The organism is Citrobacter sp. RHBSTW-00599 (assembly GCF_013784065.1).
GTDB lineage: Bacteria > Pseudomonadota > Gammaproteobacteria > Enterobacterales > Enterobacteriaceae > Citrobacter > Citrobacter braakii.
Map to the genome: position 1 here is coordinate 4363492 of NZ_CP056717.1, position 24202 is coordinate 4387693.

The following is a 24202-nucleotide window of genomic DNA, read 5'->3' on the forward strand; positions in this document are numbered from 1 at the left end:
TAAATGCAGCGGAAAACCCACTGCAATGAATGATTACTCTAAACAATTCGAGTCGCAGGAAGCGGCAAGGAAGCTCATCCCCAGGCGCTTACTACAGTAAGTGACTGGGGTGAGGGAGTGCAGCTAACGCACCTGCGGCTTGCAGTATGACGAGTAATTAGTAGCTGCTTGCGCTCTTACCGTCGCCGTGACCCAGCGCTTTCAGCAGGCTCGCCAGCAGGCTGGATGCGCCAAAACGATAGTGACGGGAATCGGCCCAGTCAGCGCCAAACAGTTCGTCAGCAATCGCCAGGAACTGCTGTGCATCTTCTGCGGTACGCACGCCGCCTGCCGGTTTGAAACCTACAGTTTTAGAAACGCCCATGTCGCGGATCACTTCCATCATGATGCGTGCGCTTTCCGGCGTCGCATTTACCGGCACTTTACCGGTAGAGGTTTTGATGAAATCAGCACCCGCTTTGATGGAGATTTCAGACGCTTTACGGATAAGACTCTCTTCTTTCAGCTCACCGGTTTCGATGATCACTTTCAGCAGCACGTTTGCCGCCGCACACGCATCTTTACATGCTTTAACCAGATCAAAACCAACCTGCTCGTTACCGGCGATCAGGGCACGGTAAGGGAACACCACGTCAACTTCATCCGCGCCGTAGGCAATCGCCGCGCGGGTTTCAGCCAGCGCAATCTCGATGTCGTCGTTGCCGTGCGGGAAGTTGGTCACGGTTGCAATACGGATGTCCGGAGTGCCTTGCTCTTTCAGCGTTTTACGCGCGATAGGGATGAAACGCGGATAGATGCAAATAGCGGCAGTGTTGCCTACCGGGGTCTTCGCCTGATGACACAGCGCGATCACTTTTTCATTGGTGTCGTCGTCATTCAGGGTGGTCAGGTCCATCAGTTTCAGTGCACGCAGGCTGCTTGCTGTTAAATCGGTCATAACATTCTCCAACGGCATCGCCGTATAAAATTTCACCTTGCGAGTTTGTTAGTATTCTAACATCCGCTCGCTATTACACTTCGATATACATCACAGTTAATGAAAACCACATACAGATTTGCATTACTCTAATGAGATCTACTTCAAATAAATTACCTTTCAAGAAGGGATGCGGTGGCATCAGGCGCATCCGGATCAAAGGTTGTGGCGGCGTTGCTTTCTACAATGGCGTTACACCTTCGGGATAAAAAGGAATCAACGATGCCCACTTCAAGCGAACTCGCGCTGCAACAGCGTTGCCAACAAATCGTGACCAGTCCGGTGCTCAGCCCTGAGCAGAAACGCCACTTCCTGGCGCTGGAGGCTGAAAACGCGCTGCCTTACCCGCAACTACCTGCTGAGGCTCGCCAAGCGCTGGATGACGGGGTGATCTGCGATATGTATGAAGGTCATGCCCCGTTCAAACCGCGCTATGTTTTACCCGACTACGCGCGTTTTCTGGCCAACGGTTCCTCATGGCTGGAACTGGAAGGAGCCAGGGATCTTGATGACGCGTTATCCTTACTCACCATCCTGTATCACCACGTTCCGTCAGTCACCTCGATGCCGGTCTATCTCGGCCAGCTCGACGTTCTGCTGCAACCGTATGTTAGAATTCTAACACAAGATGAGATCGATATTCGAATAAAACGTTTCTGGCGTTATCTCGACAGAACCCTGCCAGACGCATTTATGCATGCCAATATCGGCCCCGCAGATACGCCTGTCACCCGTGCAATTTTACGCGCAGAAGCAGAGTTAAAGCAGGTTTCGCCTAATCTGACGTTCATTTATGATCCGCAAATTACACCTGACGACCTGCTGCTCAACGTGGCGAAAAATATCTGCGAGTGCAGTAAGCCGCACATTTCCAACGGCCCCGAAAATGATAAAATTTTCACAAAAGGTCAGTATGGCGTCGTCAGCTGTTACAACTCGTTGCCGCTCGCCGGGGGTGGAAGCACGCTGGTCAGGCTCAATCTGAAAGCCATCGCAGAGCGCAGCACCTCTGTCGATGACTTCTTTACGCGCACCCTACCGCACTATTGCCAGCAGCAAATCGCCATCATTGATTCACGATGTGAATTCCTCTATGAAAAATCACATTTCTTTGAGAATAGCTTCCTGGTGCAGGAAGGGTTGATTGATCCCGAACGTTTTGTCCCTATGTTCGGCATGTATGGCCTGGCGGAGGCGGTGAACCTGCTGTGCGATAAGGCGGGGCAGAATGCTCGCTACGGAAAAGACGAGGTCGCCAATCAGCTCGGCTATCGCATCAGCGCCCAACTGGCGGAGTTTGTAGAAAGTACCCCGGTGAAATTTGGCTGGAAGCAGCGCGCAATGCTGCACGCACAGTCAGGGATCAGTTCTGACATCGGCACCACGCCGGGCGCGCGTCTGCCCTACGGCGATGAGCCGGATCCGATCACTCACCTGCAAACCGTCGCGCCGCATCATGCGTATTATCACGCTGGGATCAGCGACATTCTCACGCTGGATGAAACCATCAAGCGCAATCCTCAGGCGCTGGTGCAATTGTGCCTCGGGGCGTTTAAAGCTGGGATGCGTGAGTTTACTGCCAACGTGAGTGGTAACGATCTGGTCCGCGTCACCGGCTATATGGTACGCCTGTCGGATCTGGAAAAATATCGCGCCGAAGGTTCACGCACCAACACCACTTGGCTGGGCGAAGAAGCCGCGCGCAATACGCGCATTCTGGAACGACAACCTCGCGTGATTAGCCATGAACAGCAGATGCGCTTCAGTAAGTAAGATCATTCCTTTCTCCTGCGTCGACGGGCCGGGCAGTCGCCTGGCTCTGTTTCTGCAAGGATGTAACCTGCGCTGTAAAAATTGCCACAATCCGTGGACGATGGGACGCTGCAACGACTGCGGGGAATGTGTCCGGCATTGCCCGCATGAAGCGCTGAGCCTGAGTGCGGGGAAAGTGAGATGGCAATCCGACGTATGTCAGCAGTGCGATACCTGCCTGCACATGTGCCCACAGCAGGCCACGCCGATGGCGCAAACCCTGAGCGTTGATGAAGTGCTGCGGCATATTCGCAAGGCGGTGCTGTTTATTGAAGGAATTACGGTCAGCGGCGGCGAAGCGACCACCCAGTTGCCGTTTATCGTGGCGCTGTTTAACGCGATCAAAACCGATCCGCAGCTGCAACACCTGACCTGCATGGTAGACAGCAACGGCATGCTGAGCGAAACCGGCTGGCAAAAACTACTGCCGGTATGCGACGGCGTAATGCTCGATTTAAAAGCCTGGGATAGCGCGTGTCATCGACAGTTGACTGGCCGCGATAACACGCTGATTAAACAAAGCATTACCTTTTTGTCCGGGCAGGGAAAACTTGCGGAACTGCGCCTGCTGGTTATTCCTGGCCACGTGGATTATCTACAGCATATCGATGCACTGGCGGCGTTTATCAAACGTTCAGGTGATGTACCAGTGCGGCTAAATGCCTTTCATGCGCACGGGGTGTACGGCGAAGCGAAGGACTGGCCGAGCGCCACGCCTGAGGATGTGGAGCAACTGGCGCAAGGATTGCGCGAGCGCGGGGTGGATAATTTGATCTTCCCGGCGCTGTACCTGTGATTGCCGGATGCGACGTATCCGTCGTCCGGCAATTAAAAATCAAATAACGCCGTCGTATTGCGATACAGCGCATCAGCGATAACATCCGCAGGTTCCGGGCGCAGCTCGCAGAGGACATCAAAGACTCTGACCACCTGCTCCGGGCGATTCGGCTGTCCCTGAAAGCCGTTGAGCGGCATATCCGGCGCGTCAGTTTCCAGCAGCAGTGAGTCCAGCGGCAGTTGCGCCATTACCTCGCGGGTTTTACTGGCGCGCGGATAGGTAATGGTGCCGCCCACGCCAATTTTGTAGCCCAGTTGCACAAAACGTTCGGCCTGCTGCACGCTCCCGGAAAACCCATGCACCACGCCGGTTCGCGGTAAAGCATGGCGTTTCAGGTGCATCGCCAGCTTGTCATGAGTGCGCCGCGAATGCAGGATCACCGGCAGTTCGTAACGCTTCGCCAGCTTAAGCTGCGCTTCCAGCAGCCGCTCTTGCTTATCGAATTGCGGATCGTCCCGATAAAGATCCAGCCCAATCTCACCTACCGCCACCAGCTTTTGCGGACGCTTATCCAGCGCCTGCTGCAACTGCTCCAGGCAGTCATCGCTATGTTGCTCAATAACAATGGGATGCAGCCCCAGGGCGGCAAACAATGGAGGGTAATTTTCCGCTAACGCCAGTACACGGGAAAAATTTGCCGCCTGGGTGGCCGGAACGATAATGCTTTGCACGCCGACGTCAGTCGCGCCCTGAATACTGGCAGATTCATCGCCCGTAAACGGCGGAAAATCAAAGTGACAATGCGTATCAATAAAACGATAACTCACGCCAAATCCTCATTATTAAACGTCGTGTCGTTAGCCTGAGGCGCATTGGTCACCACGGGGGCGTGAGCGTCGTTAGCCACCGGCGCAGGTGGAACCACGACCGGTCCCGGCACCATAATCTTCGGCGTCTGACGAGGCAGCGGCGCATTTTTCGCCAGCAGCTTACCGACGGTTGCCAGGAAGTAACGACCACACAGGCGTCCGGTCTTGTAATCTTCCCGCAGCGCCGGAATACGGCTTCCTAATGCCATGCTATGGAGCGGTTTGGGCGGGTAGATCTCAAAGATACGCAGCTTACCCGGCGGTTTCTCAATAAAACTCTGAATCGCGCGATAGCTGGCTTCATGATGCTGGACCAGATTCAGCAGCGGTTGCAGGCTGCTTTCGCCCAGCCAGCGTTCCATACGCTTGAACCACTGCGGGGTGTAATACATTTGCGAAGGCACGGTGCGGATAACCACCAGCGTTTTTGCCCCCTGCTTCGCCGCTTCCTGCACGGGAATGGCGTCGCTGACTCCCCCATCGAGATAATTCACACCATCCAGCGCAACCCCGGCGCGGTAGAACCCGGGAATCGCGCTGGAGGCACGAATAAGATCGAGCCAGTTTTGCCGGTTCGGCGAAAAATAGCCTGGCGTGTAGTCATCGCCCCGACAGGCGCACATATAAAACGATTTCCCTGCGGCAAACAGGCGCTCGGCGTTATCCATCGCCAGCGGCATCTGGGATGCAGTCGAATCCACCAGCCAATCGAGATCGATTAAATTTCCCCCGCGCACAAAGCGCACCGGGTCAAAAAATTCACGTCGAGTAGTGTAACGCATGATGACTTTACGACCGTAACCCGGCTGGTTACAAAGATAGGCTGAAAGGTTTTGCGCACCAGCGGAGGTCCCGTAGAAGAGATCAAAAGGATTGAACTGCGCGCGCATGAATTCATCCAATACGCCAGCGGTGAAGATGCCTCTTTGTCCGCCGCCCTCACACACCAGCGCCATACTGCCTGGTTGAAACGGACGTAACGATAACGGCGCAATATTACCGAGCGTGACGGGTATTCTCTGCCCCACCTCTGCCTTCCTGTTGTTTTTGTAATAGAACAACAAAGTAACGCAAATTGCCTGATGCTAAAACCGTAAAAGCCAGTCCGGTGGACTGGCTTAGTAGCAAGTTATCTTTACGGTTAATCCCCAAAATAATTCGAGTCACAAGAAGGCGGCAAGGGCGTGAATCCCGACCAGCTTACTCTGGTAAGTGATACGGGCGAGCACGCGTAGCCCACGCACCTTTAACTTGAAGAATAAAGGGGATGTCGCTAGGGCCGTTTACGACCTGTAAACAGGCTGACCAGAAACAGAATGATCCCCACCACAAAAACAATTTTCGCTGCGCCAGCAGCGGTACCCGCCAGTCCACCAAAACCCAGTGCAGCGGCAATTAACGCGATAACCAGAAATATGATGCCCCATCGAAACATGCGCTTCTCCTTTACCATAGTTAATGTCACCGCTTGATATGAGCACTCAGGCTGCCCATCGGCGATATTTTCAGTGTGGTGCACAACACGCCTCCCGACAAACGTCGGGAGGACGAATTAAGTCTAATTAGTGAGTTTTAAGATCGTTTTTGACGCTTTTCACGCCATCAATCGCTTTGGCGATGCTCTCAGCGCGATCGCTTTGAGCCTGTGATTCAACGGTTCCTGAAAGCTGTACCACGCCATCGGTGGTTTCAACTTTCACTTTGCGGGAAGGGACAATATCATCGGCTAGCAGCTTGGCTTTTACCTCACTGGTGATTGCCGTATCGCCCGCATAGCCTTTTACAGAAGTGTCTTTGCTATCACGTACGTGCAATTTGTCGCTAACGGAGGTCACACCCTCAACGCCTTTGGCGACTTTAACTGCCTCTTCGGCCTGTGCCTGGCTTTCAACAAACCCGCTTAGCGTCACCACCTTCTGGTCGGTTTTAACGGAAATGTCGGTGCTCTTAATGCTATCGTGATCCACCAGCGCGGCTTTTACTTTCGCAGTGATGGTGCTGTCATCCATGAAATTACCGACTTTGTTCATGGAGCTATCGACTTTCTGCCCCGCACTTTCGACGCCGGATTGCGTTTTATCCGTCGTGGAGTTTTCTGCATAAGCAGAACCCGTTGCAACAGCGGAGGTCAGCATCACAGCCAGCAGCGTTTTAGAAATCTTAAGTCCTGTCATTGTCATCGATGTATTCCTGTATGTTTGCTAAAAGCTGCGCTCTGCCGTAAACGGCTTGAGCCAGCAACTAATCTTGTAAGTGGAATAAATATCAGCAATAGAAGCTGCAACAGGCAGCCTAAAAAGCATTTAACGCCGACATTTATGTCATCACATTGTTAAATATAGTTCAGGATTTCGTGATCGCAGTCCAGATTGACTAAAAAACGTGCAAACAAAAGAAAAACGAGAGGTTTTAAGAACATTCCGCAAGGGATTTAAAAGACAGGAAAAGTTGTAGGGCACGGCGGATACCGTGCCCTGAAGGTCGATTAGTGTTCGCGCGTTTTGCGGAACTGAACGTCAGGGTAACGTTCCTGGGTGAGATTCAGGTTAACCATGGTCGGCGCGATATAAGTGAGGTTATCGCCGCCATCCAGCGCCAGCTGAATTTCGTTTTTACGCTTGAATTCTTCGAATTTCTTCACGTCAGAACACTCTACCCAGCGTGCTGTCGCTACGTTGACCGACTCATAAATCGCTTCAACGTTGTATTCGCTCTTCAGGCGTGAAACCACCACGTCGAACTGCAGCACACCAACAGCGCCCACGATCAGATCGTTATTAGCGATCGGACGGAAAACCTGCACTGCGCCCTCTTCGGACAGCTGAACCAGCCCTTTCAGCAGCTGTTTCTGCTTCAACGGATCCTTCAGACGAATACGACGGAACAGCTCCGGCGCGAAGTTCGGAATACCGGTGAACTTCATCATTTCGCCTTGGGTAAAAGTATCGCCAATCTGGATAGTGCCGTGGTTGTGCAGACCCAGAATATCGCCCGGATACGCTTCTTCCACGTGAGAACGGTCACCGGCCATAAAAGTCAGCGCATCGGAGATAACCACGTCTTTACCAATGCGCACCTGGCGCATTTTCATACCTTTCTCGTACTTGCCGGACACCACGCGCATAAACGCCACGCGGTCACGGTGTTTCGGGTCCATGTTGGCCTGAATTTTAAACACGAAGCCGGTGAACTTCTCTTCTGAGGCTTCAACGACACGGGTGTCGGTTTTACGCGGCATCGGCGCAGGCGCCCACTCCACTAAGCCATCCAGCATATGATCAACGCCGAAGTTACCGAGCGCGGTACCGAAGAATACCGGGGTGATTTCGCCCGCGAGGAACAGCTCATGGTCGAACTCGTTAGACGCGCCCTGCACCAGCTCCAGCTCGTCGCGCAGCTGCTGCGCCAGGTCTTCCCCCACGGCGGCATCGAGTTCAGGGTTGTTCAGACCTTTAACAATGCGCACTTCCTGAATGGTGTGGCCTTTACCCGTCTGGTACAGGTAAGTTTCGTCTTTATATAGGTGATAGACGCCTTTGAACAACTTACCGCAGCCAATCGGCCAGGTGATCGGCGCACAGCCGATTTTCAGTTCATTCTCGACTTCATCCAGCAGCTCCATCGGATCGCGGATGTCACGGTCGAGTTTGTTCATAAAGGTCAGGATCGGGGTATCACGCAGACGGGTAACTTCCATCAGCTTACGGGTCCGGTCTTCAACACCTTTTGCGGCGTCGATGACCATCAGGCAGCAGTCCACCGCCGTCAGAGTACGGTATGTATCTTCAGAGAAGTCTTCGTGCCCTGGGGTGTCCAGCAGGTTTACCAGGCAGTCATGATATGGAAACTGCATCACAGAAGTGGTAATGGAGATACCACGCTGCTTTTCCATTTCCATCCAGTCAGATTTCGCATGCTGGCTGGAGCCACGGCCTTTTACCGTACCGGCGGTCTGGATCGCCTGTCCGAATAACAGTACCTTTTCAGTAATTGTCGTTTTACCGGCATCCGGGTGAGAAATAATGGCAAAAGTGCGGCGTTTGGCCACCTCTTGCAAATAAGGAGACAACGTCATAGTCAAATCTTCTTAGGTAAGCACGGCAACAGGCCGTGCAAGTTGAATACGAAAAATTGCGGCTATTTTACCCATCAACGGGGGGGAGGCAATCAGTGTTTACACAGGAGCCGCTCCAGTTCGCTTAATGACGCTACAGTCCAGGTCGGCTGAATGCCCGCTGGCTGCTCGCGGTGGTGCGTATTTAGCCAGCAGGTGGATAGCCCGGCGTTAATGCCGCCAAGAATATCGGACTCTGCGGTGTCGCCCACCATCAGTACGCGGGAACGCTCAGGATTGCCCGCCTGCTCCAGCGCATGGTCAAAAATACGGGGATCGGGTTTTGCCACGCCAACCTGCTCAGAAATCACCAGCAGGTCAAAATAGTCGCGCAGCCCCGTCCGCTCAAGGCGGATTTGCTGCAACGCCGTAAAGCCGTTAGTAATAATACCGATTTTTGTTTTATCACGAATCGCATTGAGCAGAGAAACCGCCCCTGGCAACGGCGAGCAAATCTCCGCCATCGCATTGATAAAGGCGTCATTAAGCTGGCCTGGCTCAACCTTCAGGCGTTCAGCCCAGCTCTGAAAACGAGCGTGCTGGAGTTGTAATGAGGTTATCGCACCGTTTTGATAATCCACCCACAGCGGTTTATTTACGGCCTGGTAGTCCTGAAAATCTTCAGCGGTAAAGGTAATGCTATAGTCGAGAAACATCCGCTGTAAGCCGGTAAACGAGTCAAATGTAAACAGCGTTTCGTCGGCATCAAAGAAAATCCAGTCCCACTTCTTCATCATTACACCTTGTCTTACATGCTGATTGGCAATGCCATTATAATGGCGTCTTCATGACCATCGGCCGTCGGATAGTAATTGCGCCGGATCGTCGCCTCGTTAAAGCCCAGGCTTTCGTACAGCGCGATAGCGGCAGCATTTGAGGCGCGTACTTCAAGCCACAGTGTCAAAATGCCACGCTTTTCCAGCTCATCGATCAGGTATTCCAGTAGCTCACGCCCCAGGCCCCGGCGCTGAAAGTCAGGATCGACGGCAATATTGAACAGCGTAGCTTCATCCAGCACGACCTGTGTAATCGCAAAGGCGGCCATTACGTCGTCAACCCTCAACTGAAAATTGAGGTAGCGATCGCCCTGGTTGCTGGCAAATGTTTTTTCACTCCACGGAAAAGCGTGAGCGCGTTTTTCAATCTGAAATGCTGCAGGTAAATCAGTCGATTCGAGGGAAGAAATCGTGTTCATATGCGCAGATTTGTTGCCATAACGCGGCGCGGGCCGCGGGGTTTTCCCGTAATTCATTAAACGCAGGACTCTCGACCTGAGCGCCCTCCAGCAGCAGCGGCTCTTCGGTTCCCAGCCGCCAGCTATTACAGCGACTGCCCTGCGGCAGCATGGCGACGCGGTCAGGCGTCAGTTGTAAAACCTGATCCGGGCTGACGGTTAATGCGCGTAAAATATCGCTCATCAACGGTTCGGTTAGTGCGGGTAATTGTGCAGCAACCATCACCAAACGGACGTGCGCAGGAATTGAAATCGCGATCTCGCCCTGCAGTGCGCCGGGACGACGCAATGACCACTGAGTAATGCCCAGTTGCTGTAACTGCCAGTCTCGTCGGGATGTCATAGCGAAACACTCCTGTCTATCAGGGGCGCAAATATAGCAAATTTGTCGAATCCGTGCCATCAAACAACTATAATCCCCCGCTGTACAATTTAAGGAGCACTCCATGTCTGCTTTTACCCCGGCAAGTGAAGTCTTGCTGCGCCACAGTGATGATTTCGAACAAAGCCGTATTCTGTTTGCCGGTGATTTGCAGGATGACCTGCCTGCCCATTTTGAATGCGCCGCCAGCCGTGCGCACACTCAGCAGCTTCACCACTGGCAGGTGCTTAACCGCCAGATGGGCGACAACGTTCGCTTTAGCCTCGTCGCCCAGACCGATGACGTTGCCGATAGCGATACGCTGATCTACTACTGGCCGAAGAATAAGCCGGAAGCCCAGTTCCAGTTGATGAACATTCTGTCGCTGTTACCGGTGGGCACCGATATTTTTGTTGTTGGTGAGAACCGCAGCGGCGTTCGTAGCGCAGAGCAGATGCTGGCCGAATACGCGCCGCTGAACAAAGTCGACAGCGCGCGTCGCTGTGGTCTGTACCATGGTCGTCTGGAAAAACAGCCGGTCTTTGATGCAGAAAAATACTGGGATGAATACCAGACCGAAAATCTGACCATCAAAACGCTGCCGGGCGTATTCAGCCGTGACGGCCTGGATGTTGGCAGCCAACTGCTGCTCTCCACGCTGACGCCGCACACCAAAGGCAAAGTTTTGGATGTCGGCTGTGGTGCAGGCGTACTCTCCGTCGCCTTAGCCAGCCACTCGCCAAAAGTGCGTTTAACCCTGTGCGATGTTAGTGCCGCCGCCGTTGAAGCCAGCCGCGCAACGCTTGCTGCCAACGGTATTGAAGGAGACGTAATCGCCAGTAACGTCTTTTCTGACTTGACGGGTCGCTTTGATATGATCATCTCCAACCCACCGTTCCACGACGGGATGCAGACCAGCCTCGATGCCGCGCAAACGCTGATTCGCGGCGCAGTGCGCCACCTCAACAGCGGCGGTGAACTGCGTATCGTGGCGAACGCCTTCCTGCCTTATCCGAAGGTACTGGATGAAGTGTTTGGCTTCCACGAAGTTATCGCGCAGACCGGTCGCTTCAAGGTCTATCGCACCATCATGACGCGTCAGGCGAAGAAGTAGAACGGCCATCCCATGCCGGATAAGGTGCCTGCACGGCCATCCCATGCCGGATAAGGTGCCTGCACCGCCATCCGGCAGGGTTTGCTAAATGCGGGGTGGCACTTCGTTTACACGGCCTGCGTTTAGCGCCCATTTTTACATCAATTAAGCGCGTCCTGGGCAATTAACTATTGACGAAAAGTTGAAAACCACTAGAATGCGCCTCCGTGGTAACGATACTTTTTTGAGTGTCGATGGTATGCGAAGGTGGCGGAATTGGTAGACGCGCTAGCTTCAGGTGTTAGTGTCCTTTCGGACGTGGGGGTTCAAGTCCCCCCCCTCGCACCATAATCCACGTTGATATTGCTCGCACTGGGCGAAGGTGGCGGAATTGGTAGACGCGCTAGCTTCAGGTGTTAGTGTCCTTAGGATGTGGGGGTTCGAGTCCCCCCCCTCGCACCAACGAGGCGATATCAAAAAATAAGATGACTGTGCGAAGGTGGCGGAATTGGTAGACGCGCTAGCTTCAGGTGTTAGTGTCCTTAGGATGTGGGGGTTCGAGTCCCCCCCCTCGCACCAATTATCTTATTTCCCTCTTGATTTTCTTCCCTGTTTTGTTCATCCCTGATTCCCGTTCATCATCACCAGAACAATGCCGCCGATCAGCGCCGCACATGAAGGCAACAGGACAAAATGCCGCAAACGCTTGTGGTACAGCATGAGTGAAGTCAACAGTAATCCTAATACAATCATCGCCTTCCATACGTAGACCGACAGGTCGCTAAATGCCATCCCGGCAATCAGTATTCCCGGCAATCAGTATTCCCGGCAGCAGAACACCCCATCCACTGCCCAGCGTACGTTGCAACATGGTACCACCTATGACATTGATAATGATAACCAATATCATATGATAAATTTTCTCATTGGTCAGCTGGGAGGCACTATCAATTATATGAGTTTTACTTAACGATTGATGACATGAATAATTTAAGGTGATAAATTGCTCGCCGGTTAGCTTTTCAACTAAAAACAATAAAAACCTCTGCGAATGATACCCCGTTCGTTATTTGTTTTATTTACCAACACACCTTCGTACATTGCAGATAACTAACAATATTTACCTATGACAGTACAATCCTGGCGAGCTCTGCGCACCAAAAAATACCAACTCTCTTTACGATTATTTCTGCTGCTCAACGCAGTCTCCGCACTGTTTACGCTTTTTTTTCCCCTGTTTGCCGTCAAAGCGTTGTCAGTACCGGCATTGCTGATTCTCGTGATGAGTACATTGTTGCTGGCATGGCATAGGAAATATGTGGATAAAAGAATTAATCTTCCTTTTATTTCAATCGTTTTTGGTTTGCTATGGGCATTACATATTTTCCTGAAATATAACGCTCTGGGTCATAATGATTATTATTTTCTATTAATCGCGCTTCTCAGCGTGCTGTTTATTGGTTCTATCGCTTTTGCCAATAATATCATCGCGTTTACGCTTCACTCATTGCCTTCCGTCGCCGTCTGTTTATGGCTAAATGGCAGCGAGCATGGTTTGCGAATTATCTATTTTATGGCGCTGCCCATGGCCGGGATCGCCATCCAGCATGTGATACAAAAGCGCTACGATGGCTTCGCCCAGCAGCTGATGTATAAACTGCTGGAAGAACGGGAAACCCTGAACGGGCTCAGCATGCTCGACCCGCTAACCGGTTTGTACAATCGCCGGGGGCTGCAACACCGACTCGATACGCTGTTGGCCTTGAGCAACGCGAAGCACTACGTCTTGCTGCTGGATATCGACCATTTCAAAGCCTATAACGATCACTACGGTCATATGATGGGAGATCAGGCGCTGATCCGCGTCTCTGCCGCAATTCGTGACTCCGTGCGCTCCCGGGACGTGGTGGCGCGCTTTGGTGGGGAAGAGTTTATGGTTTTGCTGACCGCGGTCGATCCCCAGCAGGCCCAGGCTGCCGCCGAACGTATTCGCCAGAAGGTGTACGACCTTAAAATTCCTCACATGTTTAACGAGAGCGTGGCAACCAACGTAACCGTGAGTATTGGTATTGCGCCTCTGGTCGAGCAGGATATTGATGCCGCTGTTGCCCGAGCGGATAAAGCCCTTTATGAGGCCAAGAGCCTTGGGCGCAACAGTACGCTGGTCAGCGATGACCTGCGGGTAAACTGCCCTTCTGCCTGAGCTATCTGTGCGGTGTGGCCCGGGATGGCGACAAAGATCTTGCCATCGCTCAATGTCAATTATAGGATTAGCAATCATTATCATTAAGATTAACATCCTTATATCGACATGGCTTATCGTTCCGCACCGATCGTTGAAGATGTCATCTGGCGTAGCCCTCTGCCTGCAAAGATACCCTCGCTGGCTGCTGCCGTACGCGCAACGATAGCCAACACCCGTGAGCACCTGCTGGACTTCATTCGTCTTGACGAAACGCCCGCGCCAGGTGCGATGACGCTACATGAATGGACGCAACCAACGACGCTAAGTTCATTGCTGGCTGTCTATTCGGACCATATTTATCGCAATCAGCCCACGCTGCCACGCGAAAATAAGCCGCTAATTTCTCTCTGGGCGCAGTGGTATATCGGCCTGATGATGCCTCCGCTCATGGTGGCCCTGCTGACGCAAAAAGAGGCCATCGACGTCTCTCCTGAACACATGCACGTAGAATTCCACGAAACAGGCCGTGCTGCCTGCTTCTGGATCGACGTGCATCAGGATCACCAGGTCACGGCCCAGTCTCCTCAGCAACGCATGGAAACGCTGATTCTCTCGGCGCTGACGCCGGTTGTGCAGGCGCTGGAAGCGACAGGCGAGATCAATGCGAAGCTTATCTGGAGCAACACCGGATATTTAATTCACTGGTATTTAACGGAAATGAAGCCGTTATTAGGTGAAGAACTGCTGACCACACTGCGCCAGACCTGTTTTTTTGAGAAGCAACTCTCCTGCGGTCAGGATAATCCCCTGTGGCGTACCGTTGTTCCGCGCGAGGGACTGTTAGTACGCAGAACCTGCTGCCAGCGCTATCGCCTGCCCGATGTCCAGCAATGCGGTGACTGCACGCTGAAGTAAGCGAGGAGCCGTAGCCCCTCGCCCGTAAGTTATGCAACCTGCTGATTTTCCTCTTCTATACGCTGTGCTTCTTCTTTTTCCTGCGCTAATAGCTGTTTTTCGTAAACCTTAAAGAATGGGAAGTAGATGACGGCAGACACCAGTGCCAGCAGGACAACCAGAATGGCCGCACGATAATCCCAGCCTAACGCCCATGCCGCGCCAACCGGTGCCGGGGCCGTCCAGGGAACCACTGAAATCACCCGCCCAATTAAATCCAGCTTCATCGCCGCCCAGGCCAGCACTGCGTTCACCATCGGGGCCAGCAGGAAGGGAATAAAGAACACTGGGTTCATGACAATCGGCGTACCGAAAATCACCGGTTCGTTAATATTAAAAATGCTCGGGACAACGCTCAAACGCCCGATCGATCGCAGATGGGCCGAACGGCTACGCAGATAGCAAATCACCAGCCCCATCGTCGCGCCGGAACCTCCAACCACAATAAAGAACGTCCAGAACGCTTCCATAAAGATATGCGGTAAAGGCGCGCCCTGCGCCAGCGCCGACTGGTTCATCCCGAGATTGGTGAGCCAGAACATTTGCAGCATTCCCGACACAATTGCCGCGCCATGTATACCCGCAAACCACAGCAGATGGCCGATCAGCACCGCCAGCAGTATCGCTGGCAGAGAATCCGCTGCAGACACCAGTGGTTTAAAGATGGCCATGATGGCCTGCGGGATCAGCATGTCAAACTGCGACTGAATCACCAGACTCAGCGGGTACAGCGTCAGCACCACCACCAGCACAGGGATCAGCAGATCGAAGGAGTTTTTGATCATCGGCGGCACCTGATCGGGTAAACGAATGCCGATGTTGTGCGCCTTCAGGAAGCGCATCATTTCAACGCAGTAAATAGCCACCAGGATGGCAGTGAAAATCCCCGTACCGCCAAGGCTATCAACCGGCATAGTGCCTTTGGTTTTCGGTGCAGCAATCAGCAAAAAAGCCATGATCGATAGCATCGCGCACATGAAGGGATCTAGCTGATGTGACTTCACATAGTGCTTGCCCAGGTTATAAGCGATAGCCGCACATATGTAGACTGACATGATCCCCATCGTCATATCAAACGGTGTGAGGATTTGGCCTTCAAACTGTTTCGCCATATCCAGCCACGCACGTGCAAACCCCCAGGTGGTATCCGGAGAAAAAGGTGGATAGGCGAAAACCAGCAGAAACGAGCCTACGATCATAAAGGGCATCGCCGAAATAAACCCATCACGGATAGCCATCACATGACGTTGTGAAGAGATGCGCCCGGCAACAGGGCTGACGTAATTTTCAACGAAGCGGAAAATCACATTAAACACAGCATTATTAGTAGACATAGCCGTTCTCCCGTTGTGCAAAACCCTGCAACCGTGCTGGTGTCAACACCACCACGTAAAGCCCATTACTACTTTTCGCAACCGTGCCGGGAGGAACGCCAGCGCTACTGCATTTTGAGTTCAGTTTCATAGATGGCTCTTATTATGTAATACAGAGGAAGTGACAACTTCAGTATTAATCGCCATTTGAGCATTCTGCAACCGGTTACTGTAACCGGTTTCTTTGATTGTGAAGACGATCGAAAAACTGCCAATGTTGCCATGTTGTTACATTAAAATATTTACAGCGAGCTTGCCCCTATGACAAATTACGCCATGCGGTTTTCTGCTGGATGGAGCTGCCTGTAGGCGATTTGGAGAGAAGAATGAGTTTGCAATCAGTACGCCAATTTTTAGCGCAATATGCACCAGATATTGAGATTATCGAATTAGATCAGAGCACAGCTACCGTCAATCTGGCAGCGAAAGCCCATAACGTCGAACCAGGCCAGATCGCGAAAACGCTTTCGCTGAAGGTCAAGAACGACATTATTCTGGTCGTCGCCAAAGGTGATGCCCGACTGGATAACAAAAAGCTAAAGAGCACTTTCGGTGCCAAAGCCCGTATGTTGAGTAGCGATGAAGTAGTGAACGCGACGGGCCATCCCGTTGGCGGTGTTTGCCCTTTCGGACTGGAAACGCCGATTTCGGTATACTGCGACGTTTCGTTGAAGCATTACGCTGAAGTGCTTCCCGCCGCAGGCGCCATCCACAGCGCCGTTCGTATCACGCCAGAAAGGATGGCTGAGCTGACTTCCGCCACCTGGGTGGATGTGTGTCAGGGATGATTCACGTTCCGTGCCGATAACGAAACCCGGCACGAAACGATCTAACATTACCCGCTAAGAAGCCGCCTGTAGAAAAGGTGCAGGTTCACCTGCACGCAGGTACAGCAGGATATCTGCAGCATCCAGCAGTCCGGCATCTGAGCTCACGCCCAGCTTGGACATCACATTAAATTTATGTGCCCGAATGGTTTTAATATTCCGCTCTAACTGAGCAGCGATCTGCGGCATTGAATAGCCATTCGACATAAAGCGCAGTATTTCTCGTTCTGTTGGACTGAGCATACGGCTTTGATTGATATACCAATGGTTTTTAGAACCTTCGGTTCCCCGGTTGGGACCGTTCAATACTGTATATAACGCGTCCTGCAGTACCGTTAACGAAGAAGATTTGCTCACAACGCCATCTAACGGCAACGGCGACAAAGAGCCGATTAATCGCGCTTCAGCGTCATCATCAGCAATCACCACCCGGCGAATACGCGGAAAATTTACCGCTAATTCCGTCAGATAAGCTAACCCGGCCCTGCGATCGGTTCTGATTGCAGAGAGGGAGAAAATAACCGCCGAAAACGACGTTTTTAACATCACCTGACTAAATGCAGGCTGGCTCGAAAAGATATGAAGTTCGTATTGGTTATCCGGCATGGTATTAAACAGGCTCTTAATACCGACGCTACTCATCGCGCACTTCTCTACCAGCGCAACGTTTCTTTTGATGCTTCGGCTTTCCATTCCGTGGTTTCTCCATAAACTGAAGGTAAATTCAATTCTCGCGATCCTTGAGAACTGTTTATCCAGGCGTACATTTCTGCATTGCTATGTATCGACAAGCGACGCATAGCGCTGTTCTTTTGGGCGCTGATCGTTTTATTGCTTTTCTTCAGCAATGTCGCAATCTGATTAATTCCCCAACCTTTTCCCAAGAGTCTCAGCACTTTCCTCTCCGAGAGGGTAAGTACAATTGAGCGGGCGCTATGGTCTGCTAATTCTGGCATCAGGGGCGGAGAGAGCAGAGACTTGCTAATTCTCTCGGCACGGCTATTTCCTGCGTGAATAACATTCACCAAACTTTCAATCGTCTCGGCATCAGATAACAGCGAACTGACAGGGCACATCAGCAATTCAATGGCCAGCGGATAAAAAACACGAGAAACGAGAAATATCCAATGAATATCGCGGTATTGAGATAATAAAGAATAATACTGTTCGCAGACTGAACGTGGATGATTACAGTCTCCGGATAAGTCAGCAATCACCAAATCGGCACAACGCAGCTGCAGCAACGTCAATTCTTCGACGGAGCGGCAGTAGGTAAGTTCATAATCAGCGAACTGCCCCTGCATTACACTTTTAAGTCCGGTTTGTACGATCGGTAATTTACTAATAATAATTGCGTTTTTGCAGCGTCCTGGCAACATATCTCCTCCACACTCACCAGTCCGTATTCGCACTTATTAAAAATCCCCTGATAAATTAAAAGTATTAATTAACAGGAAACCCTAAACAATAGACGAGGTGAATTGTTTATCCTTGGCTTTTATTTATAAACAAAGTTATACCGCTACAATCCCAGTAGCATCAAACTATTGAACCATCATGCCAATAATTACTCATGAATACACTCTTTGTACAATTAAAAGAACTACAATAGATCGTTAGCGTTGCTTACGTATTTTCCATCCTGATAAATAACATTACATTTTCATAAGTGCTGTCTTTATTGATAAGCAAGTGAGGTGTGCAAACGCATCAGACGTACGATCTGCATCTTTTTTCGACGCAAAGATTGATCTTAGCCAGAGCCAACAGGATCATGCTTCATGATAAAAAGAAGACATCCGCCACGCAAAGAGATCCTTTTCAGTCAGAGCGAGTCATGCAAACAGAGCAGTCGTCACAGCGAACGGTTACACGGTTATGTATTCAATGCGGTCTTTTTTTACTTCAGCATGGGGCAGAAAGTGCGCTGGTTGACGAGCTATCCACCCGCCTCGGGCTGGCGCTTGGCATGGATAGCGTAGAAAGCGCTATCTCCTCTAACGCCATCGTCCTGACCACCATTAAAGACGGGCAGTGCCTGACTTCAACGCGAAAAAATCAGGATCGCGGAATTAACATGCACGTCGTGACGGAGGTGCAGCACATCGTTATTCTGGCGGAACACAAACTGCTGGATGTTAAAGGCGTTGAGAAACGCTTTAGCCAGATTAAGCCGCTGCGCTATCCAAGATGGTTGGTCGCCTTTATGGTCGGCTTGTCCTGCGCCTGCTTTTGTAAACTCAATAATGGCGGATGGGATGGCGCGGTGATCACCTTTTTCGCCAGTATGGTGGCAATGTATATTCGCCAGATTCTGGCGTCCCGGCATTTGCACCCGCAAATCAACTTCTGCATTACTGCGTTTGTGGCAACCTCGATTTCTGGTCTGCTGCTGACCTTGCCGACGTTTAACCACACTCCAACCATCGCCATGGCCGCCAGCGTGCTGCTGCTGGTTCCGGGTTTTCCGTTGATCAACTCCGTCGCGGATATGTTTAAGGGACACATTAATACAGGGCTCGCTCGCTGGGCTATTGCCAGTCTGCTGACGCTGGCGACCTGCATTGGCGTAGTCATGTCGATGACCTTATGGGGGCTTCGCGGATGGGCGTGATCGATTTCATTTTGGCGCTAATGCAGGACATGATCCTGTCGGCGATTCCGGCGCTTGGTTTTGCCATGGTATTTAACGTACCACATCGGGCGCTCCCCTGGTGCGCGTTACTCGGCGCACTCGGCCACGGTTCACGAATGGTGATGATGAGCGCTGGATTTAATATCGAATGGTCAACTTTTATGGCGTCGCTACTGGTGGGCTGCATTGGGATCCAGTGGTCACGCTGGTATCTGGCGCATCCGAAAGTCTTCACCGTTGCGGCAGTAATCCCCATGTTCCCTGGGATCTCGGCCTATACCGCCATGATCTCGGCGGTAAAAATCGGCCATTTTGGTTACAGCGAAGCGCTGATGATCACGCTGTTGACCAATTTCCTGAAAGCCTCATCGATTGTCGGAGCGCTCTCTATCGGGCTATCCGTACCGGGATTATGGCTGTATCGCAAACGCCCGCGTGTTTAGCGGCACGCTTTGTTAGCTCCTCGCAGAGAGGGGAATCGCCCCCCTCATCTGCTGCTCTCCTTCTTCTCTGTGTTACTATAAAAGCAGTCCCCTTCTCGGTTGTTGTTCAGTATTGAGAAACATTATGCCCAGCAAAATTTTGACGCCGGACGTCACTAGCATTGACGCCTTACTACACGATCACCACACGGTGCTGGCCAGGTCTGCGGGCGGCGCCGTAGCCGTATTCGCCAATAACGCGCCAGCATTTTACGCGGTGACGCCTGCACGACTGGCCGAGTTGTTAGCGCTTGAAGAGAAGCTGTCACGCCCGGGAAGCGATGTGACGCTGGATGCACAATTTTATGAAGAGCCGCAAACCGCTCCTGTTGTCGTGCCAATGGGGAAATTTGCGATGTACGCTGACTGGCAGCCCGATGCCGACTTTCAGCGCCAGGCCGCCCTGTGGGGCGTGGCGTTAAGAGAACCGGTCACCGCCGAGGAACTGGCCTCATTTGTCGCCTACTGGCAGGCCGAAGGCAAAGTCTTTCACCATATTCAGTGGCAGCAAAAACTGGCACGCAGCATCCAGATTGGCCGGGCCAGCAATGGCGGAATGCCGAAGCGCGATGTGAACAGTGTCAGCGAGCCTGACAACCATATTCCACCGGGTTTTAGAGGATAACGATGAAAAACGTTGGCGACCTGATGAAACGTCTGCAAAAAATGATGCCGGCTAATGTCGAGCCAGCCTTTAAAACGGGCGAGGAGCTGCTGGCATGGCAAAAAGAGCAAGGTGAAATTCGCGCCGCAGCGCTGGCCCGTGAAAACCGAGCCATGAAAATGCAGCGCACATTCAACCGTTCCGGTATTCGTCCACTGCATCAGAACTGTTCGTTCGATAACTATCGGGTGGAATGCGAAGGTCAGATGAACGCCCTGAGCAAAGCTCGCCAGTACGTTGAAGAGTTTGACGGCAACATCGCCAGCTTTATTTTCTCTGGCAAGCCCGGCACCGGCAAAAACCATCTGGCCGCCGCTATCTGCAACGAGCTGCTGCTGCGCGGCAAGTCGGTGCTGATTATCACCGTCGCGGACATTATGTCAGCCATGAAAGATACCTTCAGCAACCGTGAAACCAGCGAAGAACAGCTACTCAACGATCTCAGCAATGTCGATTTGCTGGTGATCGACGAAATCGGCGTGCAGACCGAATCCCGCTATGAAAAGGTGATCATCAACCAGATCGTCGATCGCCGCTCGTCTTCAAAACGCCCGACCGGTATGTTGACCAACAGCAATATGGATGAAATGAACAAACTGCTGGGCGAGCGGGTTATGGATCGTATGCGCCTTGGCAACAGCCTGTGGGTGATTTTTAACTGGGAAAGCTACCGTAGTCGGGTAACCGGTAAAGAGTATTAACGTATTAGGACCACTCCTAAGACTGCCGGCGCTATACTGCGCTGAAAAGGCATAACACGAGTTGCATATAATGATGAAAACAACCAAACGTCTGCTGTGCTGTGCGCTTGCCGCCAGCACGCTCATCTCGACCAGCGTTTTCGCCGCCTCCTGGCAGGATTCGCTCTCCAGCGCGGCCAGCGAACTGAGCAAACAAAGCTCCGGCTCGCAGGGCGGCTCGTCGCTCTCTTCCCTGACCAGTCTACTGAATGGCAGCAATCAGTCGCTGACCTCCAGCAGCATGAATAACGCCGCCGGGATCCTGGAATATTGCGCGAAACAGAAACTGGCCTCGGTCACCGACACGCAGAACGTCAAAAACCAGGTGCTGGATAAACTAGGCCTCAGTGCTCCGGAGCAGAAACAAGACACCAACTATATGGACGGCATTCAGGGGCTGCTCAACGCCAAAGATGGTCAACAACTGGACCTGAACACAATTGGCAACAGCTCGCTGGCGAAGCAGGTAAAAACCAAGGCCTGCGATCTGGTGTTAAAACAGGGTATGAACTTCATTTCCTGACGCACGACATGCCGCGTATACCCTGCGCGGCATCAACCTGCTCCCCATAAAATTCACACGTCAAATAATCAGTAAATCCCCCGCAAAAAACACGCATATCTAAACCAATTCTGAATAACAACGTAATTTAATGTCACTACAATTGCAGCAATGCAACATCGCTATTACATTGTGCTTTGCCAAAATCATTAGCCTGCCTGGCGTTTGCCCGGTTTACTGAGGATCGATCGTTGTCAGAACTCATCTCCATTACTCTGTTTCTCGCTTCAGTGCTGATTTACGCCTGGAAAGCGGGTCGCAACACCTGGTGGTTTGCTGCCACGTTAACGGTGCTGGGGATTTTTATTGTCTTGAATATCACGCTGTATGCCAGTGACTATTTCACCGGCGACGGTATCAATGACGCGGTTCTGTACACGCTGACCAATAGCCTGACCGGCGCGGGAATTGGAAAATATATCTTACCTGGCGTCGGGATTGCGCTGGCCCTGACGACCGTTTTTGTCGCTCTCGGCTGGATTCTGCGCCGCCGTCGCCATCATCCGCATCATGTGGGTTACAGTCTGCTGGCCCTGCTGCTGGCGCTGGCCTCCGTAGACGCCAGCCCGGCGTTTCACCAGATAACCGAACTGGTAAAGTCGCAGTCGCGCGATGGCGATCCGGATTTCCCAACCTATTATAAAGAGCCGTCAAAAACGATTCCCAACCCGAAGCTGAATCTGGTTTATATCTATGGCGAAAGCCTCGAGCGCACCTATTTTAACAACGACGCGTTCCCGGATCTGACCCCGGAACTCGGTGCGTTGAAAAACGAAGGTCTGGATTTCAGCAATACCATGCAACTTCCGGGTACCGATTACACAATCGCTGGCATGGTCGCCTCCCAGTGCGGTATTCCGCTGTTTGCGCCGTTTGAAGGCAACGCCTCGGCGTCGGTCTCCAGCTTCTTCCCCAACAATATCTGTCTGGGCGATATCCTGAAAAACTCCGGCTATCAAAACTACTTTGTGCAGGGAGCCAACCTGCGCTTTGCCGGCAAAGACGTGTTCCTGAAATCTCACGGTTTTGATCATCTCTACGGTGCGGAAGAGTTAAAAAGCGTGGTTGCGGACCCGGCCTATCGCAACGACTGGGGCTTCTACGACGATACCGTGCTGGATGAAGCATGGAAAAAATTCGAAGAGCTTTCGCGTTCGGGCCAGCGCTTTTCACTGTTTACGCTGACTGTGGATACCCATCATCCAGATGGATTTATCTCACGTAGCTGCAACCGTAAACGTTATGACATCGACGGGAAGGCCAACCAATCCTTCAGCGCGGTCAGCTGCAGCCAGGAAAACATTGCCGAATTTATCAATAAGATCAAAGCCTCACCGTGGTTCAAAGATACCGTTATCGTGGTTTCTTCCGATCATCTGGCGATGAACAACACCGCATGGAAGTATCTGAACAAGCAGGATCGCAACAACCTGTTCTTCGTGCTGCGCGGCGACCAGCCACAGCAGGACACGCTGGCGGTGAAGCGTAACACGATGGATAACGGGGCAACGGTACTGGATATTCTCGGTGGCGATAACTTTATCGGTCTTGGCCGCAGCAGTTTGTCGAGCGAATCCGCGTCTGAAGTGTTCCTGAACATCAAAGAAAAAATGCTGGCGTGGAAGCCCGATATCATCCGCCTGTGGAATTTCCCGAAAGAGATGAAAGAGTTCACCGTCGACCAGGACAAAAACATGATCTCTTTCTCCGGCAGCCATTTCCGCCTGCCGTTGTTGCTGCGCGTATCGGACAAACGCGTCGAGCCGCTGCCGGAAAGCGAATACTCGGCCCCGCTGCGCTTCCAACTGGCAGATTTCGCGCCGCGAGATAACTTTGTCTGGGTTGATCGCTGCTACAAAATGGCGCAGCTATGGGCCCCGGAGTTGGCGCTCTCCACCGACTGGTGCGTATCGCAAGGCCAGTTAGGCGGACAGCAAATCGTGCAGCACGTCGACAAAGCCAAATGGAAAAGTAAAACCGTGTTTAAAGACACGGTGATCGACATGGAGCGCTACAAAGGTAACGTTGATACGCTGAAAATTGTCGATAACGACATTCGCTACAAAGCCGACAGCTTCGTCTTCAACGTGGCGGGCGCGCCGGAAGAGGTTAAACAGTTTAGCGGCATATCACGCCCCGAATCCTGGGGGCGCTGGTCCAATGCGCAGCTCAGCAAAGAGGTGACCATCGAGTACAAGGCCCCGCTGCCGAAGAAATTCGATCTGGTCATTACAGCGAAAGCCTTCGGCGACAACGCCAATCGCCCTATTCCCGTACGCGTTGGCCACGAGGAACAGACGCTGGTGTTAGGCCATGATGTCACTACCACTACCTTGCATTTTGATAACCCGGCGGATGCCGATACGCTGGTGATTGTCCCGCCCGATCCGGTCGCCACCAACGAGGGCAATATTCTCGGCCACTCGCCGCGTAAGCTGGGGATCGGGATGGTTGAAATCAAAGTGGTCGCTCAGGGCTCGTAACATGAAATGGCTGATGGCGCTTCGCTTATCAGCCTTACAGCTAGCCGCATTTATTGTCTG

The 24202-nt window shown here is 52.2% G+C and carries 24 protein-coding genes, 3 tRNA genes and 1 pseudogene; 15 read left to right on the forward strand and 13 right to left on the reverse strand.

What is annotated here, in order from left to right; all coding sequences use genetic code 11:
- Positions 1–157: 157 nt before the first annotated feature.
- Positions 158–937 carry a deoxyribose-phosphate aldolase gene (gene deoC, locus HV243_RS21225; RefSeq protein ID WP_016155634.1) on the reverse strand — a complete coding sequence of 260 codons (780 nt, stop codon included), beginning with the start codon at positions 935–937 and terminating at the stop codon, positions 158–160.
- Between the two features lie 261 nt (positions 938–1198).
- Between deoC and HV243_RS21230 the strand changes: the two genes are divergently transcribed.
- Together HV243_RS21230 and HV243_RS21235 are read left to right on the forward strand one after the other, a co-directional pair.
- Complete coding sequence (locus HV243_RS21230) at positions 1199–2749, forward strand: YjjI family glycine radical enzyme (RefSeq protein ID WP_053389009.1); 1551 nt, start codon at positions 1199–1201, stop codon at positions 2747–2749.
- Positions 2721–3584, forward strand: coding sequence for a YjjW family glycine radical enzyme activase (locus HV243_RS21235; RefSeq protein WP_053389010.1), 864 nt, complete (start codon positions 2721–2723; stop codon positions 3582–3584). Before HV243_RS21230 ends, HV243_RS21235 begins: the two co-directional genes overlap by 29 nt.
- Positions 3585–3616: 32 nt before the next feature.
- Here HV243_RS21235 and HV243_RS21240 read toward each other — a convergent pair whose 3' ends face one another.
- The 8 genes from HV243_RS21240 to holD form a co-directional block, all read right to left on the reverse strand.
- Positions 3617–4393, reverse strand: coding sequence for a metal-dependent hydrolase (locus tag HV243_RS21240; protein WP_053389011.1), 777 nt, complete (start codon positions 4391–4393; stop codon positions 3617–3619).
- Complete coding sequence (locus tag HV243_RS21245) at positions 4390–5463, reverse strand: patatin family protein (protein WP_019078315.1); 1074 nt, start codon at positions 5461–5463, stop codon at positions 4390–4392. Before HV243_RS21245 ends, HV243_RS21240 begins: the two co-directional genes overlap by 4 nt.
- Positions 5464–5708: 245 nt before the next feature.
- Positions 5709–5870, reverse strand: a complete 162-nt coding sequence (locus tag HV243_RS21250; protein WP_003019081.1) for a DUF1328 family protein — start codon at positions 5868–5870, stop codon at positions 5709–5711.
- 127 nt (positions 5871–5997) lie between these two features.
- Positions 5998–6615 carry a molecular chaperone OsmY gene (gene osmY, locus HV243_RS21255; RefSeq protein WP_016151602.1) on the reverse strand — a complete coding sequence of 206 codons (618 nt, stop codon included), beginning with the start codon at positions 6613–6615 and terminating at the stop codon, positions 5998–6000.
- A gap of 305 nt (positions 6616–6920) precedes the next feature.
- The gene (prfC, locus tag HV243_RS21260; RefSeq protein ID WP_016151601.1) at positions 6921–8510 is read right to left on the reverse strand and encodes a peptide chain release factor 3; all 1590 of its coding nucleotides are present in this window, start codon (positions 8508–8510) and stop codon (positions 6921–6923) included.
- 92 nt (positions 8511–8602) lie between these two features.
- Complete coding sequence (gene yjjG, locus HV243_RS21265) at positions 8603–9283, reverse strand: pyrimidine 5'-nucleotidase (protein ID WP_016151600.1); 681 nt, start codon at positions 9281–9283, stop codon at positions 8603–8605.
- A 14-nt stretch (positions 9284–9297) separates the two neighbouring features.
- Positions 9298–9744: a ribosomal protein S18-alanine N-acetyltransferase gene (gene rimI, locus HV243_RS21270; RefSeq protein WP_046275497.1), complete on the reverse strand. Its 447-nt coding sequence runs from the start codon at positions 9742–9744 to the stop codon at positions 9298–9300.
- A complete protein-coding gene (gene holD, locus HV243_RS21275; protein WP_046275496.1) occupies positions 9713–10126 on the reverse strand; it encodes a DNA polymerase III subunit psi in 414 nt (137 codons plus the stop codon). Before holD ends, rimI begins: the two co-directional genes overlap by 32 nt.
- 103 nt (positions 10127–10229) lie before the next feature.
- Between holD and rsmC the strand changes: the two genes are divergently transcribed.
- The 4 genes from rsmC (at position 10230) to HV243_RS21295 (ending at position 11816) form a co-directional block, all read left to right on the forward strand.
- Positions 10230–11258 carry a 16S rRNA (guanine(1207)-N(2))-methyltransferase RsmC gene (gene rsmC / locus HV243_RS21280; protein WP_053389012.1) on the forward strand — a complete coding sequence of 343 codons (1029 nt, stop codon included), beginning with the start codon at positions 10230–10232 and terminating at the stop codon, positions 11256–11258.
- Between the two features lie 240 nt (positions 11259–11498).
- Positions 11499–11585, forward strand: a tRNA-Leu gene (locus HV243_RS21285).
- Positions 11586–11613: 28 nt separating this feature from the next.
- Positions 11614–11699 (forward strand) — tRNA-Leu (locus HV243_RS21290).
- A 31-nt stretch (positions 11700–11730) separates the two neighbouring features.
- Positions 11731–11816 (forward strand) — tRNA-Leu (locus HV243_RS21295).
- A 39-nt stretch (positions 11817–11855) separates the two neighbouring features.
- Here the strand turns inward: HV243_RS21295 and HV243_RS21300 are convergent.
- A pseudogene (locus tag HV243_RS21300) lies at positions 11856–12108 on the reverse strand (DUF1435 domain-containing protein).
- Positions 12109–12363: 255 nt separating this feature from the next.
- On the opposite strand from HV243_RS21300, the gene HV243_RS21305 reads away from it, so the two are divergent.
- Entirely contained in the window at positions 12364–13440 is a 1077-nt protein-coding gene (locus tag HV243_RS21305) for a GGDEF domain-containing protein (protein ID WP_016151597.1), read from the forward strand.
- A 108-nt stretch (positions 13441–13548) separates the two neighbouring features.
- The gene (gene fhuF / locus HV243_RS21310) at positions 13549–14337 is read left to right on the forward strand and encodes a siderophore-iron reductase FhuF (protein ID WP_053389317.1); all 789 of its coding nucleotides are present in this window, start codon (positions 13549–13551) and stop codon (positions 14335–14337) included.
- Between the two features lie 29 nt (positions 14338–14366).
- Here the strand turns inward: fhuF and HV243_RS21315 are convergent, their stop codons facing one another.
- Positions 14367–15710, reverse strand: coding sequence for a PTS sugar transporter subunit IIC (locus HV243_RS21315; protein WP_053389316.1), 1344 nt, complete (start codon positions 15708–15710; stop codon positions 14367–14369).
- Positions 15711–16075: 365 nt separating this feature from the next.
- Between HV243_RS21315 and HV243_RS21320 the strand changes: the two genes are divergently transcribed.
- Positions 16076–16537 (forward strand): YbaK/EbsC family protein, encoded by a 462-nt coding sequence (locus HV243_RS21320; protein ID WP_053389315.1) that lies wholly within the window; start codon positions 16076–16078, stop codon positions 16535–16537.
- Positions 16538–16591: 54 nt separating this feature from the next.
- Here HV243_RS21320 and bglJ read toward each other — a convergent pair whose 3' ends face one another.
- Positions 16592–17269 carry a DNA-binding transcriptional activator BglJ gene (gene bglJ, locus HV243_RS21325; protein WP_047414508.1) on the reverse strand — a complete coding sequence of 226 codons (678 nt, stop codon included), beginning with the start codon at positions 17267–17269 and terminating at the stop codon, positions 16592–16594.
- Positions 17230–17955 (reverse strand): response regulator transcription factor, encoded by a 726-nt coding sequence (locus HV243_RS21330; protein WP_053389314.1) that lies wholly within the window; start codon positions 17953–17955, stop codon positions 17230–17232. Before HV243_RS21330 ends, bglJ begins: the two co-directional genes overlap by 40 nt.
- 458 nt (positions 17956–18413) lie before the next feature.
- On the opposite strand from HV243_RS21330, the gene HV243_RS21335 reads away from it, so the two are divergent.
- The 6 genes from HV243_RS21335 (at position 18414) to opgB (ending at position 24142) form a co-directional block, all read left to right on the forward strand.
- On the forward strand, positions 18414–19190 hold the full coding sequence (locus HV243_RS21335; protein ID WP_016155624.1) for a threonine/serine exporter ThrE family protein: 777 nt from the start codon (positions 18414–18416) through the stop codon (positions 19188–19190).
- Positions 19181–19654 (forward strand): threonine/serine exporter, encoded by a 474-nt coding sequence (locus HV243_RS21340; protein WP_016151589.1) that lies wholly within the window; start codon positions 19181–19183, stop codon positions 19652–19654. The genes HV243_RS21335 and HV243_RS21340 overlap by 10 nt, the downstream gene beginning before the upstream one ends.
- A gap of 124 nt (positions 19655–19778) precedes the next feature.
- Entirely contained in the window at positions 19779–20318 is a 540-nt protein-coding gene (gene dnaT, locus HV243_RS21345; RefSeq protein WP_016151588.1) for a primosomal protein DnaT, read from the forward strand.
- A 2-nt stretch (positions 20319–20320) separates the two neighbouring features.
- Complete coding sequence (gene dnaC / locus HV243_RS21350) at positions 20321–21058, forward strand: DNA replication protein DnaC (RefSeq protein WP_016155623.1); 738 nt, start codon at positions 20321–20323, stop codon at positions 21056–21058.
- A 70-nt stretch (positions 21059–21128) separates the two neighbouring features.
- Positions 21129–21620 carry a DUF2501 domain-containing protein gene (locus tag HV243_RS21355; RefSeq protein ID WP_016151586.1) on the forward strand — a complete coding sequence of 164 codons (492 nt, stop codon included), beginning with the start codon at positions 21129–21131 and terminating at the stop codon, positions 21618–21620.
- Between the two features lie 230 nt (positions 21621–21850).
- Positions 21851–24142, forward strand: a complete 2292-nt coding sequence (gene opgB / locus HV243_RS21360; protein ID WP_053389313.1) for a phosphatidylglycerol--membrane-oligosaccharide glycerophosphotransferase — start codon at positions 21851–21853, stop codon at positions 24140–24142.
- Positions 24143–24202: the final 60 nt, after the last annotated feature.